The organism is Amycolatopsis plumensis, from assembly GCF_042652605.1.
Classification (GTDB): Bacteria; Actinomycetota; Actinomycetes; order Mycobacteriales; family Pseudonocardiaceae; genus Amycolatopsis; species Amycolatopsis plumensis.
Genome location: NZ_JBHSJY010000001.1, coordinates 4,099,025 through 4,114,412, shown reverse-complemented (window position 1 = coordinate 4,114,412; position 15,388 = coordinate 4,099,025). Strand labels below are relative to the sequence as shown.

Sequence of the window (15,388 nt, the reverse complement as noted above, 5' to 3'; positions counted from 1 at the left end):
CGCTACAGGTGCACGGCGCCCGGCGCCGCTTCACCCTTCGGGACGCCCGGGCGCAGCAGCAGGCCGCTGAGTACCGCACCCGCCACGTAGATCACCGCGGCCCAGGTGAACGCCGTCGTGTAGCTCTCGATGGCCGCCTCGGCCGCCAGCTGCGGCGTCGGGGCCTTGCCCGCGATGTAGTCCGCGGCCGCGTTGCCGGCCAGCGTCGACAGCAGCGCCGTGCCGATCGAACCGCCGACCTGCTGCATCGTGTTCACCGCCGCCGAGGCGACGCCCGCGTCGTGCGCCTCGACGCCGAAGGTCGCGACGCTCATCGCCGGCGCCATCGCCAGCCCGATGCCGAAGCCCATCACCAGCAGCGGGCCGAGGACACCGGAGACGTACGTGCTCTCGAGACCGATGCCGCTCAGCCAGAACAGGCCCGCGGCCGCGATCGCCATGCCGGTCGGCACCAGCGGCCGCGGGCCGAACCGCGGCAGCAGCACGGCCGTCGCCGTGGTGGCCGACAGCATCAGCGTCGCCACCATCGGCAGGAACCCGACACCGCTCTGGATCGGCGTGAACTGCAGGTTCTGCTGCACGTAGAACGTCAGGAACAGGAAGATCGCGAACATCCCGATGGCGAGCAGGAACATCGCCAGGTACGAGCCGCCGCGATCCCGGTCGAGCAGCACGCGCAGCGGCAGCAGCGGGTGCTCCACGCGCTGCTGCAGCCAGACGAACACGCCCAGCAGGACCACGCCGGCGGCCAGGAAGCCCCAGACCGACACCGACGACCATGAGTCCGACTCGGCGTTCGCGAAGCCGTAGACCAGCGCGAACAGCCCGGCCGACGCGGTCACCGTGCCCGGCAGGTCGAGCTTCGGCCGCGGGCCGGCGTCCTTCTGGTTGCGCAGCAGCACCGAGCTGCCGGCGAACGCGATGACGGCGAAGACGATGTTGACGAACATGCACCAGCGCCAGTCGAGGTATTCGGTGAGCACGCCGCCGAGCAGCAGCCCGACCGCCGCGCCGCCACCGCCGATGGCACCGAACACACCGAACGCGCGGCCGCGCTCCTTCGGGTCGGTGAACGTCGTGGTCAGCAGCGAAAGCGTAGCGGGGGCGAGCAGCGCGCCGAACACGCCCTGTGCCGCCCGGGCGACCAGCAGCATCTCGATGTTGGTCGCCGCGCCCCCGAGCGCGGACACCGCGGCGAAGCCGGCCAGGCCGACGAGGAGGGCGTTCTTGCGGCCGAAGAGGTCCGCGAGCCGCCCGCCGAGCAGCAGCAGGCTGCCGAACGCGAGCGCGTAGGCCGTGACGACCCACTGCCGGGCGTCGTTGGAAAAGCCCAGGTCGACCTGGGCGGACGGCAGCGCGATGTTCACGACGGTCGCGTCCAGCACGACCATCAGCTGCGCGATGCCGATCATCACCAGGATCAGCCAGCGTCTGGCGTGGTGGGGGTTTTCGACGGCGCGCGTGTCCCCCGACGGCGCGACGGCGAGTGTGGATTCGGACATGGATGTCCCTCACAGATCGTGATCACAAGACTATGTGGAGTAGGTACCTCCCCTTACGCGACCCAAGGTACACAAGAACTGGAGATGCCGCCTCTACTTCACGAGCTAGACTGGAGGGCATGGCACGGGACGCTGGTCCCGCCGCACCGGCGCGGCCGCTGCGGCGTGACGCTGAACTCAACCGCCGTCGCATCCTCGCGTCGGCCCGCGAAGTGTTCGGCCGGCGCGGGCTCGAAGCCACGCTGGACGACATCGCCCACCACGCCGGCCTCGGCGTCGGCACGGTCTACCGCCGCTTCCCCAGCAAGGAACACCTGGTCGAGGCCATGTTCGCCGAGCGGATGGACGAGATCGGCGACCTCGCCGAGGAGGCGCTGAAGGCCGAGGACGCCTGGCAGGCGTTCGTCGACTTCACCTGGAAGTCGATCGAGCTCCACTCGGGCGACCGCGGGCTGCGCGAGATCATGCTGTCGAACCAGTTCGGCCACGAGCACGTGGCCGAGGGAAAAGCGCGCTTGGTGCCGTTGATCACACAGCTCGTCGAACGCGCCCAGCGGGCGGGCGGCCTGCGTGCCGACTTCTCCCCGACGGACACCCCGCTCCTGCACATGATGATCGGCTCGGTGATCGAGTTCACGTCCGCGGTGGAGCCGGACCTGTGGCGCCGCTGCCTGGCGATGCTGCTGGACGGCCTGCGCGCCCAGCCCGGCAAGCCGTCGAAGCTGCCCCGCCCGCCGCTGGAGGTGGACGAGGTGGACGAAGCAATGTCCTGCTGGCGCCCCTGACTCAGGCCGGAGAACGGCGAACGCGGTCCCGGCGGCCTGGCGGGCAGCCCGCGGCAGGTCCCTACGGCGAGCGCGGCCGGCACCGGCTCGTCCGCGACGCCGACCACGCGGAGGGCACCTCACCCGGCGGATTCGAGAGCCGACCCGAGCCGATGAAGGGCCGTTTCTCCGCCGGGGCCGTGTCTTCGATCAACGCGAACAGCCGATCGGCGTACCCGGCCGAAGCCGGTGCGAGGTCCGCGAGCCGGACCGCGGCCAAGCCCCGCTCGGACGTCTCCAGCAACCGGCCGAACACCGGAACGAGCGCGAGGCTTCCTCCGTGCGCTCGGCCAGCCACGGCAGCACGCTTTCACCACCCAGCTCGCCGATCGCGACCACGAGCCCGACGCGGACCGCGTCGGCGGGGTCGTCCAGCAGGGCGATCAGCCGCCGGGCAGCGTCCCCCAGACGGCCGGCCAGCGTTCGTCCACCGTCGCCGCCCGGGCAGCGCCCGCCACCAGCTCGATGACGTAGACCACCCGGTCGCGCTCCGGGGCGCGCTGGTCTTCGACATACCGCAGCGCTTCGGGCACCGCGTCGGAGGCCTCCGGGAGCCACTCCCCGGTTCCATCCGCAGTGCGCCGGCCAGCTTGAGGAACCCCATGAGCGGTTCCCCTTCGACCAGCTCGCGGAGCGCGGCGTCCCAGGACTTCCGCTCTTCCCCCCACTGCACCACCAGCGCACCCTAACGAGCTTTCACTTGCCCACCAACGGCTTACTCGGACGGGATGACCGCCCACATGATCAGGTAGGCCACGAATTGCGGCCCGGGCAGCAGGCAGGACAGCACGGCCAGGAGCCGCACAGTGCCGGGCTTCATGCCGTAGCGCCGGGCCAGGCCCGCGCAGACGCCGCCGATCATGCGGCCGTGGCGCGGACGAGACAGCCTCTGAGTGACCGGTGCGCTCATCGTCGTTTCCCTTTCCTCGAAGTTCCGATACCACCACTTCACCACCGGAGTACCCACTTCCGCATCGCTCGCGGGGTGGATCGCTCCCTTAGGGGACGGCAAAACCGAAAAAGCTTCATAACGGCGGCGGAATCCCCGCCGCTGCCCGCGAAACTCCCGTGAGCTGCCCGTTTGTCCCGGCGACCGTGGAAAAGATTGAGAGATGTCCCCGTCAGGGCTGGTTTTTCCGCGCGATGTGGTGATACTTGCACCCCGTGTACCCGCGTCCGAAAAGCTTGGCCGTCGCGATGCTCTGCGCCCTCCTCACCGGTGGCTGCACCACCACCCAGGCCGCGCCCGAGCCGGATTCCGGGCCCACGCCGCTGACCGCCGCCGACGCGCTCGGCGACTTCGGCAGCATCGACTACTGCAGCCTGCTGAAGGTGCCCGGCGCGGAAGCCGTCCCGACGTTCGAGGATTGCCACGCCACGGCCGGCCGGCGCACGATCGTCGTCGGGCCGCTGGCCTTCGACTCCGACCCGAACATCAAGCCCTACGACTACGCCGGGCCGGTACCCGAGGGCGTCGCGATCCAGCAGTCGATGTTCAACGACCGCAGCGCGTGCACCCGCGCCGTCACCTTCGCCGACGGCACCCGGCTGGACCTTTCGGTCACCGACGACACCGGCGACCAGGCGGCCCGCTGCGACGTCGCGGACGCCGCGGTCGGCTCGGCGCTGGCGGCCATCACCGCGCACCGGGTCGGGCGGCTGACCTTCCCGGAGGGCTCGTGGGGCCGGGTGGCGCCGTGCGTCCCGCTCGACAACCACGACCTCGACGCCGCCGCGGGCCCGAACAGCCAGCCGACGATCGGCCTGTCCGGGCACAGCTGCATCCGCGGCAAGGTGAGCTTCAAGCTGACGGTGGAGACGGCGGAGCCGGACGGGCCGTCCGAAAAGCTCGGCGGCCGCGACGCCCGCGTCCGGCTCTCGGGTGCGTTCTGCCTGGTCGACACGACCCAGCCGGCCCCGGGCCTGCCGGGCCGCCGCGAACTGGCCGAGATCAGCGTGGTCGAGACGGCCGGCACCGCGGGCGACGCCACCTGCGCCCTCGCCCGCAGCGCGGCCAACGCGATCCTCCCCCGCCTCCCCTGACGCCTCGTGAGTGGGAAACAGTGTTCTAACCCTGTTTCCCACTCACGAGGGCGGCGGCAGAGTCAGTCCTCGTAGGTGAGGTTCTTGCCGTTCGACGGGTCGAACACCTTGATCTTGTCCGCGTCGTACCAGACTTCGAGGTCCGCGTTCTCCTTCGCCGACGACTCCGCCGACAACCGGGCCACGATCTGGGACTCCGCGCCCGGGACGTCGGACGAACCGCTGTCCGCGGCCAGTTCCGCCAGCTCCTCGGACGTCGCCGTCTCGCCTTCCAGCGTGAAGTGGGCGAACTTCTCCGAGCCCATCGACTCGAGCACGTCGATGTGCGCGGTGAACGTGCCGCCGCCCGTCTTCTGCCCGGCCTCGACCAGCGCCGCGTCCTCGAAGTGCTCCGGCCGGATGCCGACCAGCACGTCGCGGGGCGCGTTCGCCCGCTCCACCAGCTGCCGGACGCGGTCGGTCAGCGGCGTCGTGCCCAGGGCACTGCGCAGCTCGTTGTTCTCCAACGTCGCCGGGACGAAGTTCATCGACGGCGAGCCGATGAACCCGGCCACGAACAGGTTCGCCGGGTTGTCGTAGAGGAACTGCGGCGAGCCGATCTGCTGCACGTATCCGGCCCGTAGCACCACGACCCGGTCGCCCAGGGTCATGGCCTCGGTCTGGTCGTGCGTCACGTACAGCGTGGTCGTGCCGAGCTGCTTCTGGATCTTCGACACCGACGTGCGCATCTGGCCGCGCAGCTTGGCGTCCAGGTTGGACAGCGGCTCGTCCATCAGGAACGCCTTGGGGCTGCGGACGATCGCCCGGCCCATCGCGACGCGCTGGCGCTGGCCACCGGAGAGGTTGGCCGGCTTGCGGTCCAGGTGCGCGGTCAGGTCGAGGATCTTGGCCGCCTCTTCGACCTTCGCCCGCACCGTCTTGTCGTCGACCTTGGCCAGCCGCAGCGGGAAGGCCATGTTCTCCCGGACGCTCATGTGCGGGTAGAGCGCGTAGGACTGGAACACCATGGCGATGTCCCGGTCCTTCGGGGCCTTCTCGTTGACGCGCTGGCCGTCGATGCGCAGCTCGCCGGAGGAGATGTCCTCCAGGCCGGCCACCATGTTCAGCGTCGTCGACTTCCCGCAGCCGGACGGGCCGACCAGGATGATGAACTCGCCGTCGGCGATGGTGATGTCCACTTCGGACACGGCGAGAGCGCCGTCGGGGTACTTCTTCGACACCTTGTCGAGCACGATCTCTGCCATAGCGCTACCCCTTCACCGCACCGGAGGTCAGCCCCGCCACGATGCGACGCTGGAAGAACAACACGAACACAATGATCGGGACGGTGATCACGACCGCGGCCGCGCACACCTGCCCGGTCGGGTCCTCGAACTGCGAGGACCCGGTGAAGAACGACAGCGCCGCCGGCACCGTGCGCGACGCCGTGGTCGACGTCAGCGAGATGGCGAACAGGAAGTCGTTCCAGCAGAAGATGAACACCAGGATCGCCGTGGTGAACACGCCCGGCGCGGCCAGCGGCGCGATCACCCGGCGGAACGCCTGTGCCGGCGTCGCGCCGTCCATCTTCGCCGCCTTCTCCAGCTCCCACGGGATCTCCCGGAAGAACGCCGACAGCGTGTAGATCGACAGCGGCAGCGCGAACGTGATGTAGGGCAGGATCAGCCCCGGCCACGTGTCGAACAGCCCGATGTTCCGCTCGATGTTGAACAGCGGCGTCACCAGCGACACCTGCGGGAACATCGCGATCAGCAGCGACAGCCCGACGAGCACCTGCTTGCCGGGGAAGTCCAGCCGGGCGACCGCGTACGCGGCCATCGTGCCCAGCACCACCGCGATCACGGTCGAGATGATCGCGATGCCGATCGAGTTGACCAGCGCCAGCAGGAATTCCGACGTCTGGAAGATGTCCGCGTAGTTCTGCCAGGTCCACGACTGCGGGATGAACGACCCGTCGGTGATCGTGTCCTTGGTCTTGAACGACAGCGAAACCACCCAGAGCACCGGCACCAGCGCGAACACCAGCACGAGGATGTCGACCAGGCCCCACCTGACCTTGCGGCCCGTCGTGACGGTTCCCATCGCCATCAGCGCTTACCCCCGTTGTCCGAACCCGGTGCGGCCGTGCCGAACACCTTGATGAAGATGAACGCGATGATCGCCACCGTGATGAAGATCAGCACCGCCATCGTCGACCCGATGCCCAGGTTGAGGCCCTTGACCAGGTTGTCGTAGGTCTGCATGGACACCGACCCGGTGTCCTGCGCGCCGTTGGTGAGCACGTAGATGTTGTCGAAGATGCGGAACGCGTCGAGCGTGCGGAACAGCAGCGCCACCAGGATCGCCGGCTTCATCACCGGCAGCATCACCTTCGTGAACCGCTGCCACGCGCTCGCGCCGTCCATCGCCGCGGCCTTGAGCAGGTCGTCGGGCACCAGCGCCAGGCCGGCCATCAGCAGCAGCGCCATGAACGGCGTGGTCTTCCACACCTCGGCGCCGATGATGATGAACAGCGACGGCCACTGCTCGGTGAGCGGGGCCGCGTCCGAGGCGAGCATGTTCGCCAGGTAGCCGGTCTTCGGCGTCCACGCGTAGTACCACGAGAACGCCGCGACGACCGTGACGATGCCGTACGGGATCAGCGCGACGGTGCGGACCAGGCCGCGGCCGACGAGCGTCCGGTGCATGATCAGCGCCAGCGCCATGCCGAGCACGAACTCGATCGCCACCGACACGACGGTCAGGAACATCGTGGTGCCGAACGCCGTCCACCAGTACGAACTGGACAGCACGGCGGCGTAGTTGTCGAAGCCGACGAACTGCTGCTGCGCCGGGAAGCGCAGGTCGTACCGCTGCAGCGACAGCCAGATCGAGTAGAGGATCGGGTAGCCGGTGACCGCGATCATCACGATGAACGCGGGCGCGCACAGCCACAGCCCGAGCCGCCGCTCGGCCTTCTTCCCTTCGGAGAGGGCGGGTTTGCCCTGCTTGTGGGCCGTCGCCCCTTCGGCGACCGGGGCCCCGGCGGTCCCGGCCGGGGTCGAGTCCTGGACGGTCACGGGATCACTCCCTTCGACTGGAGCGCGTCACCGAGCTGCTCGCGCAGCTTGGCCGCGGTGGCCTGCGGGTCGATGTCCGACGGCGGCGAAAGCACCTTCGAGATGACCGTCGAGGCGTTCTGGTACGCCGGGGTCAGCGGGCGCACCGCGGCGGTCTTCAGCGCGGCGAGGATGGCGTCGCGCATCGGGTACTGGATCGCCATGTTCGGGTTGTCGGCCGAAGCCGGCTTGCCCGGGTCGAGCGGAACGTCGTTGTGGTACACCGATTCGATGCTCGGCGGCACCCCGTCGTTGATCGCGGAGATCTTCTGGCTCTCCGGGCTGCGCAGGCACAGCGCCGCCTCGAAGGCTTCCGGCTTGTGCTGCGAATACGTGCTCACCGCCAGGTCGAACCCGCCGATGGTGGTCTTGGCCGGCATCCCGGCCTGCGCCGCGGGGTAGACCGCCCACTTGAAGTGCGGCAGGTCTGCCTTCTTGTCCTTGGCGTAGGCGGCGTAGACGTACGGCCAGTTGAGCTGGAAGGCGGCCTGGCCGCGCTGGAACGCCTGCCGGATGTCGTCTTCCTTCATGTTGCTCAGCGACGGGTCGGTGAGCCCCGAGGTCGAGACCTTCTTGAGCAGCTCCAGCGCCTTCACGGCGCCTTCGTCCATCACCACGGACTTGCCGTCGTCGGACAGGATGTGCCCGCCCATCGAGGCCACCAGCGTGTTGTAGAAGACGACCAGGCCTTCGTACTGCGCGCCGGTGAACACGATCTCGTAGGGCTTGCCCTGCCCCTTGAGCTCCTGGGACTTCTGCATCATCTCGTCCCAGGTGGCCGGTGGCTTCGGCGTCACCCGGTCGTCGTACCAGAGCAGCTGGACGTTGGTGTTCTTCGTGGCCGCGTACAGCTTCCCGTTGTGGGTCGCGGTGTCCAGCGGCCCCTGCAGCACACCCTGCGACGCCTCGGCCTTGTTCTCGCCGGTCCATTCCTCGGCCCAGCCGGCTTCGGCGAACTCCGAGACCCACGTGACGTCGAGGCCCAGGATGTCCATGGCGGTGTCACCCGCCGCCAGCCGGCGTGCCATCTGCAGCCGCTGGTCGTCCGCTCCACGGGGGAGCTTGTTGTAGACGATTTCGTACCGGCCGGCGGCCTTCACGTTGCAGCCGTCGACCACTTTCTGGAAGTTGTCCTCGGGCGACATGTAGATGTTGATCTTGAGCCCGGAACTCGTCGCGCAACCGGCGAGCATGCCGGTCACCAATGCCCCTGCCCCCAGCAGGACGGCGGTGCGGCCGGGCGACCGTCCTCGTTTGCCCGCGCCGATCCTCTTCCCCATAAGGCCTCCTCACCCGCGTGCACGCCGGTTACCGCGGAACCCCGGTGGGCACCGCGACGCGATGAGGCGAAACCGCGCCAGCACCCCGACGTGCTAGTGCTCGGGCCGCCGCGCTGCAGGGCGGGGCCGCCCGACTGGTGTCGGCCAACTTATGCCGGGCGATCACACCCCGCAAGCAGTATCGGTAACGATTCAGCGCACCGCGCGCCGAATCGTGATTTTCCCGTGCTAAAGCCCGGGTTTTTCAGGGGTTCGCGGACGGCGGTTTCAGCGCCAGCTTGGCGAGCAGTTCCCGGCCCTGTTCCGCCGAGCGCGGCTGGCACAGGACGTCGTAGCGGCCGGCGACGAGCTGGCTCGCCGAGGAGAAGTCCCGGCGGCCCCGCGACATGCTGTACCCGATCGCGGCGAACATCAGCCCGGACAGCACGCCGAGCACCAGCCCGGTGAGCACCTGCAGCGCGAACCCCTGGTTGACGAACAACCCCAGCAGCAGCCCCGCGAACAGGCCGAACCAGGCCCCGGACACCGCGCCGGTGCCGAGCACGCGGCCCCAGCTGAGCTTGCCGATCACCCGCTCGACGAGCATCAGGTCGACGCCCACGATCGTGACGTCGCCGACGGCGAACTCGCTGTCGGCGAGGAAGTCGACCGCCTTCTGCGCCTCGCCGTAGGTCGCGTACGACCCGATCGGCCAGCCGGTCGGCGGGGTCGGCAGCCGCGGCAGGCCACCGGGCGCCCGCCCCCCGCCAAAGGGACTACTCACCATCATCACCTGCGCACTCGTGGTCCTGGGCGTCCATCTTGTCAAGAACCCACCGGCGGTGCGAGCCGCTTACCCCGAAAGGCCGGGCGCAATATGTCGACAGAGCGACAAGTCGCTTATCACTTTCCCTATGAAAGCTCCACCTCGAGCTCCCGAGGCGCCACTTTCCCCGTGAAAGTGGCGGGTTCAGGAGCGGGACTTGTACTCCCGCAGCAGGCCGCGGCTGATGATGGTCTTCTGGATCTCGCTGGTGCCCTCGCCGATGAGCAGGAACGGCGCCTCGCGCATGAGCCGCTCGATCTCGTACTCCTTGGAGTACCCGTAGCCACCGTGGATGCGGAACGCGTCCTGCGTGACCTCCGCGCAGTACTCGGACGCGATCAGCTTCGCCATCCCGGCTTCGACGTCGTTGCGCGCGCCGGAGTCCTTGAGGCGGGCCGCGTTCACCATCATCAGGTGCGCCGCCTCGACCTTGGTCGCCATCTCGGCCAGCTTGAACGCGACGGCCTGGTGCTCGGCGATCGCCTTGCCGAACGTTTTGCGCTGCTGGGCGTACTCCACGGCGAGCTCGAACGCCCGGATCGCGATGCCGCAGGCGCGTGCGGCCACGTTGACGCGGCCGACCTCGACACCGTCCATCATGTACGCGAAGCCCTTGCCCGGCGCCTCGCCGAGCACCATGTCGGCACCGATCCGGTAGCCGTCGAAGACCGCTTCGGTTGTGTCGACGCCCTTGTAGCCCATCTTGTCGATCTTGCCGGGGATGGTCAGCCCGGGCGCCACCTCGCCGAAGCCCTCCGGCTTCTCGACCAGGAACGTCGTCAGGTTCTGGTGGGGTTTCTCGGCGCCTTCGTCGGTCTTCACCAGCAGCGCGATCAGGTTGGACGACCCGCCGTTGGTCAGCCACATCTTCGAGCCGTCGATGACGTAGCCGTCATCGGTCTTCTTCGCCTTGGTCTTGATGGCCGCGACGTCCGACCCGAGGTCGGGTTCCGACATCGAGAAGGAGCCGCGGACCTCGCCGGTGGCCATCCGCGGCAGGAAGTGCTGCTTCTGCGCCTCGGTGCCGTGGCGGGAGATCATGTGCGCCACGATGAAGTGGGTGTTGATCACGCCGGACACGCTCATCCAGCCCCGCGCGATCTCCTCGACGACCAGCGCGTAGGTCAGCAGCGACTCGCCGAGCCCGCCGTACTCCTCCGGGATGGTGATCCCGAACAGGCCCATCTCCTTCATGCCCGCGACGATGTCGGCGGGGTAGGTGTCGGCGTGCTCGAGCTCCTGGGCGTGCGGGATGACCTCCTTGTCCACGAACTGGCGGACGGTCGCGAGGATCTCCGACTGCACGTCGGTCAGGCCGGCGGTCTGGGCGAGACGGGCCATCACGGCTCCCTTTCCGGAGTACGACGCCGCTCCCGGCGCTGGGTTACCGGTGAGTATGACCCGAAAGCCGAAACCCTGCTATGAGGGCGCTCACGCTCCGGGGAACCGAACCGGGCCGGGACGTCCCCGGCTAACGTGGTCCCCACACGCACGAGGGGACCCGCCATGACCGACCCGTCCGGGGAAAAGGACCGTCCGGCCACCGACCCGACCGCGGCGTACGACCCGCCGCCGACGGCGGACCCGGCGCCGTACGAGCCGGAGAACTACGACCCGCCGGCCGGCGACGCCACCGGCGCCGACGCGTCCGCGACGGGCACGACCGCCACCGCGGACGCCCCTCCTGCCGACACCACCACCGCGGCGGACGTCCCGCCTGCCGCCGCCGAGCAGCCCGTCGCCCCCGAGCAGACCGGTCAGCTGCCGCCCGGCGCGTACGAGACGCCGGCCGCGTACATCCCCGGCACGCCCTACACGACTCCGGGCCAGCCCTACCCGCAGCAGCAGTACCCGCCCGCCTACGGACAGCCGTACTCGGCGCCGTACGCGCAGCCCCTCCCGTACGGCTCGCCGTACGCGGCCCCGCGCACGAAGGACAACGCGCTGGCCATCGGCGCTCTCGTGTGCTCGATCCTGGGCTTCTGCTCCGGGATCACCGCGATCGCCGGGCTCGTCATGGGCCACATCGCGCTGAGCAAGACCAACCGCGGCGAGGCGGGCGGCCGCGGGCTGGCCACGGCCGCGGTGATCGTCGGCTACGTCGTGATCGCGTTGTGGGTCGGGTTCCTCACGACCCTGATCATCCTGAGCACGACGGCCCCCTGAGCGGTCAGTCCGCGGACGGCAGCACGGCGTCGCCGGGGCTGCGCGGCGACGGCGCCGCGTGGCCGTTCACCTCCGGCTTCGCCTCGGCCACCTCCGGCTGGGGCTCCGGCTCGGCGGCCGGGGCCCGCTTCGGCGTCTGCGCGTCGAGGAATCGCAGCAGCTCCACCGGGAACGGCAGCACCAGCGTCGAGTTCTTCTCCGACGACACCTGCACCACGGTCTCCAGCAGCCGCAGCTGCAGCGCCGATGGCGTGTCGGCCATCGTCGCCGCGGCCTGCGCGAGCTTGTGCGACGCCTGCAGCTCACCGTCGGCGGAGATGACCCGCGCGCGCCGTTCCCGCTCCGCCTCGGCCTGCCGCGACATCGAGCGCTTCATCGCCTCCGGCAGCGCGACGTCCTTGATCTCCACGCGGTCGATGTGGATGCCCCAGTCCAGCGCCGGGCTGTCGATCATCAGCTCCAGGCCCTCGTTGAGGCGCTCGCGGTTGGACAGCAGGTCGTCGAGCTCGCTCTTGCCGATGATCGAGCGCAGCGACGTCTGCGCGACCTGGCCGACCGCCGACCGGTAGTCCTGCACGTTGACCGCTGCGACGACCGGGTCGATCACCTTGAAGTAGACGACGGCGTCGACGCGGACCGTGACGTTGTCGCGGGTGATGCCGTCCTGGGCCGGGATCGGCATGGTCACGATCTGCATGTTGACCTTCTGGAGCCGGTCGGCGAACGGCACGAGCACCGCCAGCCCGGGTTCGCGGACGCGGGACCGCACCCGCCCGAACCGGTAGATGAGCCCGCGTTCGTACTGCTTTACGACGCGCACGCTCGACGCGAGCCAGACTCCGCCCGCGAGGACGACGGCGCTGAGGATCTCCACCACCATGGCTGCTCCCGGGGGTTGCGTTTCCCCTCGAAAGCCCAGCGTACGCCCGCCTGGCAGCTGACGAAATGCGCTGGACGCGGCGGCCAGGATGGGGTGGTGACCGATCTTCGCGTTCCCCCGCTGTTCGCCGCCCGCGCGCCGAAGGTGCTCGGGCCGGAGGCCGTCCCGTGGCTCGCTGCCCTGCCCGAGCTCGCCGCGGAGTACACCCGGAAGTGGGGCCTGACCTTCGAAGGTGAGGCGATGCACGGCTACGTCGGCGTAGTGCAGCCCGCGCGCCTGGCCGACGGCACACCCGTGGTGCTGAAGCTGGGCTGGCGCGACGAGGAGTCCGCGGACGAGCCGCTCGCACTGTCCACATGGGCCGGCCGGGGTGCGGTGCTGCTGCTGGAGTCCGCGCCGGACGACGGCGTCCTGCTGCTCGAACGGCTCGACCCCGACCGCACCCTCGACGACCTCCCGCTGCGCTCGGCGATCCCGCTCATCGGCGGCCTGGCGCGGCGCTTGGCCGTCCCCGCACCGGTGTCGATGCGGCGGCGGCTGCAGTCCGAGGCGGCGCGGCTGACCGAAGAACTTCCCCGCCGCTGGGCCGAACTCGGCGAGCCGTTCGAGAAGGGGCTCGTCGACGACGCCGTCGCGATCTGCCGCGAACTCGGGCCGTCGGCCGGTGAACTGCTCGTGAACGAGGACCTGCACTTCGAGAACGTCCTGGCCGGCACGCGCGAGCCGTGGCTGGTGATCGACCCCAAGCCACTGGCCGGCGACCTCGAGTGGGGTGTCATCCCGCTGTTCTGGAACCGCTTCACCGAGTCCACTCTGGACGAACGGTTCGCGCTGATCGTCGCTTCGCAGGAGCTGGACGCCGAGAAGGCGCGGGCGTGGACGCTTGTGCGCGCGGTGCAGAACTGGATCTGGATGCTCGAAGAGTACGAAGAGACCGGCGAAGACAGCGACGACCCGGCCTTCGTCACAGTGGCGGAAATCGCTCCCTGGGCAGCCAGCCGATAGTGTCAGCAGCATGGCCGCGGTCAACAGGGTTTTCGCAGCTCAGCTGTCCGGGTTGCCGGTATTCGGCCCGGACGGCGAGTCGATCGGCCGCGTCCGCGACCTGGTCGCCGGGCTGCGCCTGGACGCCCAGCCGCCGCGGATCCTCGGCCTGGTCGTCGAGCTGAGCACCCGGCGGCGCGTCTTCGTCCCGATGCTGCGCGTCACCTCGATCGAGCCGTCCGCCGTGACCCTGGCCACCGGCTCGGTCAACATGCGCCAGTTCAACCAGCGGCCCAACGAGGTCCTGGTGCTCGGCCAGCTGCTCGACGCGCACGCCACGCTGGCCGGCTCGGACACCCGGATCACCGTCGTCGACGCCGGGATGGAGCCGACTCGCACCCGCGACTGGGTGCTGGCGAAGCTCGCCATCCGCGAGCGGCGGCTCGGGCTGGGCCGCCGCCGCTCGGCCATGCAGGTGCTGCCGTGGTCGGAGGTGGCCGGGCTCGGCCTCGCCGACCTCGCCCGCCAGCCGCAGGGGGCCGGGCAGCTGCTCATGCTGTTCGACACCATGCGGCCGGCCGACATCGCCGCGACCGTGCGCGACCTGCCGCTCAAGCGGCGGCACGAGGTCGCCGACGCGATGGACGACGAGCGCCTCGCCGACGTCATCGAGGAGCTGCCGGACGACGACCAGAAGGAGCTGCTGGCCTACCTGGCCGAGGAGCGCGCGGCCGACGTCCTGGAGGCGATGAACCCCGACGACGCCGCCGACCTGCTGGCCGAGCTGGCCCCGGCCGACCAGAGCCGCCTGCTGGAGCTGATGGAGCCGGAGGAATCCGCGCCGGTCAGGCGGCTGCTGGAGTACTCGTCGGACACCGCGGGCGGCCTGATGACGCCGGAGCCGGTGGTGCTGACCCCGGACACGACGATCGCCGAGGCCCTGGCCCACATCCGCAACGCCGAGCTGCCGCCGGCGCTGGCGAGCATGGTGTTCGTCTGCCGCCCGCCGACCGCGACGCCGACCGGGCGCTACGTCGGCGTCGTCCACTTCCAGCGCCTCCTGCGGGAGCCGCCGGCCGAGCTGGTGGCCAGCGCCGTGGACACCGGGCTGCCGCCGCTGAAGCCCGGGGCGTCGCTGGCCGAGGTCACGCGGTACTTCGCGGCCTACAACCTGACCTGCGGGCCGGTCGTCGACACCGAGGACCACCTGATCGGCGCGGTGACCGTTGACGACGTCCTCGACCACCTGCTGCCGGAGGACTGGCGGGAGACCGGGCTGCACGACACCTTGGAGGAAGACCGTGCCTGAACTGACTTCGGGACGGCGGCTCGACCAGCCCCGCGGCCAGAACCGGTTCAGGCTGAACATCGACCCGGATTCGTTCGGGCGGTTCACCGAGCGGATCGCGCGGTTCCTGGGCACCGGGAAGTACCTGTTCTGGCAGACGCTGATCGTCGTGGTGTGGATCGTGCTGAACATCACGGCGGTGTCGCTGCAGTGGGACCCGTACCCGTTCATCCTGCTCAACCTGGCGTTTTCGACGCAGGCGGCGTACGCGGCGCCGCTGATCCTGCTGGCGCAGAACCGGCAGGACGACCGCGACCGCGTCTCCCTGGAAGAGGACCGGAACCGCGCGGCGCAGACGAAGGCGGACACGGAATACCTGGCCAGGGAGCTGGCGGCGCTGCGGCTGGCGATCGGCGAAGTGGCCACGCGCGACTACCTCCGCACCGAGCTGGACCGGCTCCGGGAGGACCTGTCCATCCAGCCCAGGAAGTCCCGCACTCCTACCGGCTCGTAACATG

Annotated in this window: 17 protein-coding genes; 6 read left to right on the top strand and 11 right to left on the bottom strand. The window is 69.7% G+C overall.

What is annotated here, in order from left to right; translation table 11 throughout:
• Positions 1–2: 2 nt before the first annotated feature.
• Positions 3–1,502: an MFS transporter gene (locus ACFPLC_RS19990; protein WP_378195252.1), complete on the bottom strand. Its 1,500-nt coding sequence runs from the start codon at positions 1,500–1,502 to the stop codon at positions 3–5.
• A gap of 119 nt (positions 1,503–1,621) precedes the next feature.
• On the opposite strand from ACFPLC_RS19990, the gene ACFPLC_RS19985 reads away from it, so the two are divergent.
• Complete coding sequence (locus tag ACFPLC_RS19985; protein WP_378195249.1) at positions 1,622–2,287, top strand: TetR/AcrR family transcriptional regulator; 666 nt, start codon at positions 1,622–1,624, stop codon at positions 2,285–2,287.
• A gap of 61 nt (positions 2,288–2,348) precedes the next feature.
• On the opposite strand, the gene ACFPLC_RS19980 is transcribed toward ACFPLC_RS19985, so the two are convergent.
• The 3 genes from ACFPLC_RS19980 to ACFPLC_RS19970 all read right to left on the bottom strand — a co-directional run bounded on the left by ACFPLC_RS19980 (position 2,349) and on the right by ACFPLC_RS19970 (position 3,236).
• Positions 2,349–2,624 (bottom strand): hypothetical protein, encoded by a 276-nt coding sequence (locus ACFPLC_RS19980; protein ID WP_378195246.1) that lies wholly within the window; start codon positions 2,622–2,624, stop codon positions 2,349–2,351.
• An 85-nt stretch (positions 2,625–2,709) separates the two neighbouring features.
• Entirely contained in the window at positions 2,710–2,859 is a 150-nt protein-coding gene (locus ACFPLC_RS19975) for a hypothetical protein (RefSeq protein WP_378195243.1), read from the bottom strand.
• A gap of 182 nt (positions 2,860–3,041) precedes the next feature.
• The gene (locus ACFPLC_RS19970) at positions 3,042–3,236 is read right to left on the bottom strand and encodes a PspC domain-containing protein (protein ID WP_191314116.1); all 195 of its coding nucleotides are present in this window, start codon (positions 3,234–3,236) and stop codon (positions 3,042–3,044) included.
• A gap of 287 nt (positions 3,237–3,523) precedes the next feature.
• On the opposite strand from ACFPLC_RS19970, the gene ACFPLC_RS19965 reads away from it, so the two are divergent.
• Positions 3,524–4,369: a hypothetical protein gene (locus tag ACFPLC_RS19965; RefSeq protein WP_378195476.1), complete on the top strand. Its 846-nt coding sequence runs from the start codon at positions 3,524–3,526 to the stop codon at positions 4,367–4,369.
• Between the two features lie 62 nt (positions 4,370–4,431).
• Here ACFPLC_RS19965 and ACFPLC_RS19960 read toward each other — a convergent pair whose 3' ends face one another.
• The 6 genes from ACFPLC_RS19960 to ACFPLC_RS19935 all read right to left on the bottom strand — a co-directional run bounded on the left by ACFPLC_RS19960 (position 4,432) and on the right by ACFPLC_RS19935 (position 10,893).
• Positions 4,432–5,613 (bottom strand): ABC transporter ATP-binding protein, encoded by a 1,182-nt coding sequence (locus ACFPLC_RS19960; RefSeq protein WP_378195240.1) that lies wholly within the window; start codon positions 5,611–5,613, stop codon positions 4,432–4,434.
• A gap of 4 nt (positions 5,614–5,617) precedes the next feature.
• Positions 5,618–6,457 carry a carbohydrate ABC transporter permease gene (locus tag ACFPLC_RS19955; RefSeq protein ID WP_191314118.1) on the bottom strand — a complete coding sequence of 280 codons (840 nt, stop codon included), beginning with the start codon at positions 6,455–6,457 and terminating at the stop codon, positions 5,618–5,620.
• Positions 6,457–7,428, bottom strand: a complete 972-nt coding sequence (locus ACFPLC_RS19950; protein ID WP_378195236.1) for a carbohydrate ABC transporter permease — start codon at positions 7,426–7,428, stop codon at positions 6,457–6,459. The genes ACFPLC_RS19955 and ACFPLC_RS19950 overlap by 1 nt, the downstream gene beginning before the upstream one ends.
• Positions 7,425–8,747 carry an ABC transporter substrate-binding protein gene (locus ACFPLC_RS19945; RefSeq protein WP_378195232.1) on the bottom strand — a complete coding sequence of 441 codons (1,323 nt, stop codon included), beginning with the start codon at positions 8,745–8,747 and terminating at the stop codon, positions 7,425–7,427. Before ACFPLC_RS19945 ends, ACFPLC_RS19950 begins: the two co-directional genes overlap by 4 nt.
• A gap of 244 nt (positions 8,748–8,991) precedes the next feature.
• Positions 8,992–9,516 carry a YflT domain-containing protein gene (locus tag ACFPLC_RS19940; protein ID WP_167455155.1) on the bottom strand — a complete coding sequence of 175 codons (525 nt, stop codon included), beginning with the start codon at positions 9,514–9,516 and terminating at the stop codon, positions 8,992–8,994.
• Between the two features lie 180 nt (positions 9,517–9,696).
• A complete protein-coding gene (locus ACFPLC_RS19935; RefSeq protein WP_176172957.1) occupies positions 9,697–10,893 on the bottom strand; it encodes an acyl-CoA dehydrogenase family protein in 1,197 nt (398 codons plus the stop codon).
• A gap of 165 nt (positions 10,894–11,058) precedes the next feature.
• Between ACFPLC_RS19935 and ACFPLC_RS19930 the strand changes: the two genes are divergently transcribed.
• Positions 11,059–11,718 carry a DUF4190 domain-containing protein gene (locus tag ACFPLC_RS19930; protein WP_378195227.1) on the top strand — a complete coding sequence of 220 codons (660 nt, stop codon included), beginning with the start codon at positions 11,059–11,061 and terminating at the stop codon, positions 11,716–11,718.
• Between the two features lie 4 nt (positions 11,719–11,722).
• Here the strand turns inward: ACFPLC_RS19930 and ACFPLC_RS19925 are convergent, their stop codons facing one another.
• Positions 11,723–12,598 carry a slipin family protein gene (locus ACFPLC_RS19925; RefSeq protein WP_378195224.1) on the bottom strand — a complete coding sequence of 292 codons (876 nt, stop codon included), beginning with the start codon at positions 12,596–12,598 and terminating at the stop codon, positions 11,723–11,725.
• Between the two features lie 93 nt (positions 12,599–12,691).
• Here ACFPLC_RS19925 and ACFPLC_RS19920 point away from each other — a divergent pair, with 93 nt between their 5' ends.
• From ACFPLC_RS19920 to ACFPLC_RS19910, 3 genes are read left to right on the top strand one after another with little or no spacing between them, the layout of a single operon-like run.
• Positions 12,692–13,603: an aminoglycoside phosphotransferase family protein gene (locus ACFPLC_RS19920; protein WP_378195221.1), complete on the top strand. Its 912-nt coding sequence runs from the start codon at positions 12,692–12,694 to the stop codon at positions 13,601–13,603.
• Positions 13,604–13,613: 10 nt separating this feature from the next.
• Positions 13,614–14,891 carry a magnesium transporter MgtE N-terminal domain-containing protein gene (locus ACFPLC_RS19915; protein ID WP_378195218.1) on the top strand — a complete coding sequence of 426 codons (1,278 nt, stop codon included), beginning with the start codon at positions 13,614–13,616 and terminating at the stop codon, positions 14,889–14,891.
• On the top strand, positions 14,884–15,384 hold the full coding sequence (locus tag ACFPLC_RS19910; RefSeq protein ID WP_378195216.1) for a DUF1003 domain-containing protein: 501 nt from the start codon (positions 14,884–14,886) through the stop codon (positions 15,382–15,384). The genes ACFPLC_RS19915 and ACFPLC_RS19910 overlap by 8 nt, the downstream gene beginning before the upstream one ends.
• The last annotated feature ends 4 nt before the right edge of the window (positions 15,385–15,388 follow it).

Excerpts from the sequence above, each read along its gene's own strand:
- ACFPLC_RS19935 (WP_176172957.1), bottom strand. The coding sequence starts at position 10,893 with ATGGCCCGTCTCGCCCAGACCGCCGGCCTGACCGACGTGCAGTCGGAG.
- ACFPLC_RS19955 (WP_191314118.1), bottom strand. The coding sequence starts at position 6,457 with ATGGCGATGGGAACCGTCACGACGGGCCGCAAGGTCAGGTGGGGCCTG.
- ACFPLC_RS19985 (WP_378195249.1), top strand. The coding sequence starts at position 1,622 with ATGGCACGGGACGCTGGTCCCGCCGCACCGGCGCGGCCGCTGCGGCGT.
- ACFPLC_RS19930 (WP_378195227.1), top strand. The coding sequence starts at position 11,059 with ATGACCGACCCGTCCGGGGAAAAGGACCGTCCGGCCACCGACCCGACC.
- ACFPLC_RS19940 (WP_167455155.1), bottom strand. The coding sequence starts at position 9,516 with ATGATGGTGAGTAGTCCCTTTGGCGGGGGGCGGGCGCCCGGTGGCCTG.
- ACFPLC_RS19965 (WP_378195476.1), top strand. The coding sequence starts at position 3,524 with ATGCTCTGCGCCCTCCTCACCGGTGGCTGCACCACCACCCAGGCCGCG.
- ACFPLC_RS19915 (WP_378195218.1), top strand. The coding sequence starts at position 13,614 with ATGGCCGCGGTCAACAGGGTTTTCGCAGCTCAGCTGTCCGGGTTGCCG.
- ACFPLC_RS19990 (WP_378195252.1), bottom strand. The coding sequence starts at position 1,502 with ATGTCCGAATCCACACTCGCCGTCGCGCCGTCGGGGGACACGCGCGCC.
- ACFPLC_RS19960 (WP_378195240.1), bottom strand. The coding sequence starts at position 5,613 with ATGGCAGAGATCGTGCTCGACAAGGTGTCGAAGAAGTACCCCGACGGC.
- ACFPLC_RS19925 (WP_378195224.1), bottom strand. The coding sequence starts at position 12,598 with ATGGTGGTGGAGATCCTCAGCGCCGTCGTCCTCGCGGGCGGAGTCTGG.
- ACFPLC_RS19945 (WP_378195232.1), bottom strand. The coding sequence starts at position 8,747 with ATGGGGAAGAGGATCGGCGCGGGCAAACGAGGACGGTCGCCCGGCCGC.
- ACFPLC_RS19970 (WP_191314116.1), bottom strand. The coding sequence starts at position 3,236 with ATGAGCGCACCGGTCACTCAGAGGCTGTCTCGTCCGCGCCACGGCCGC.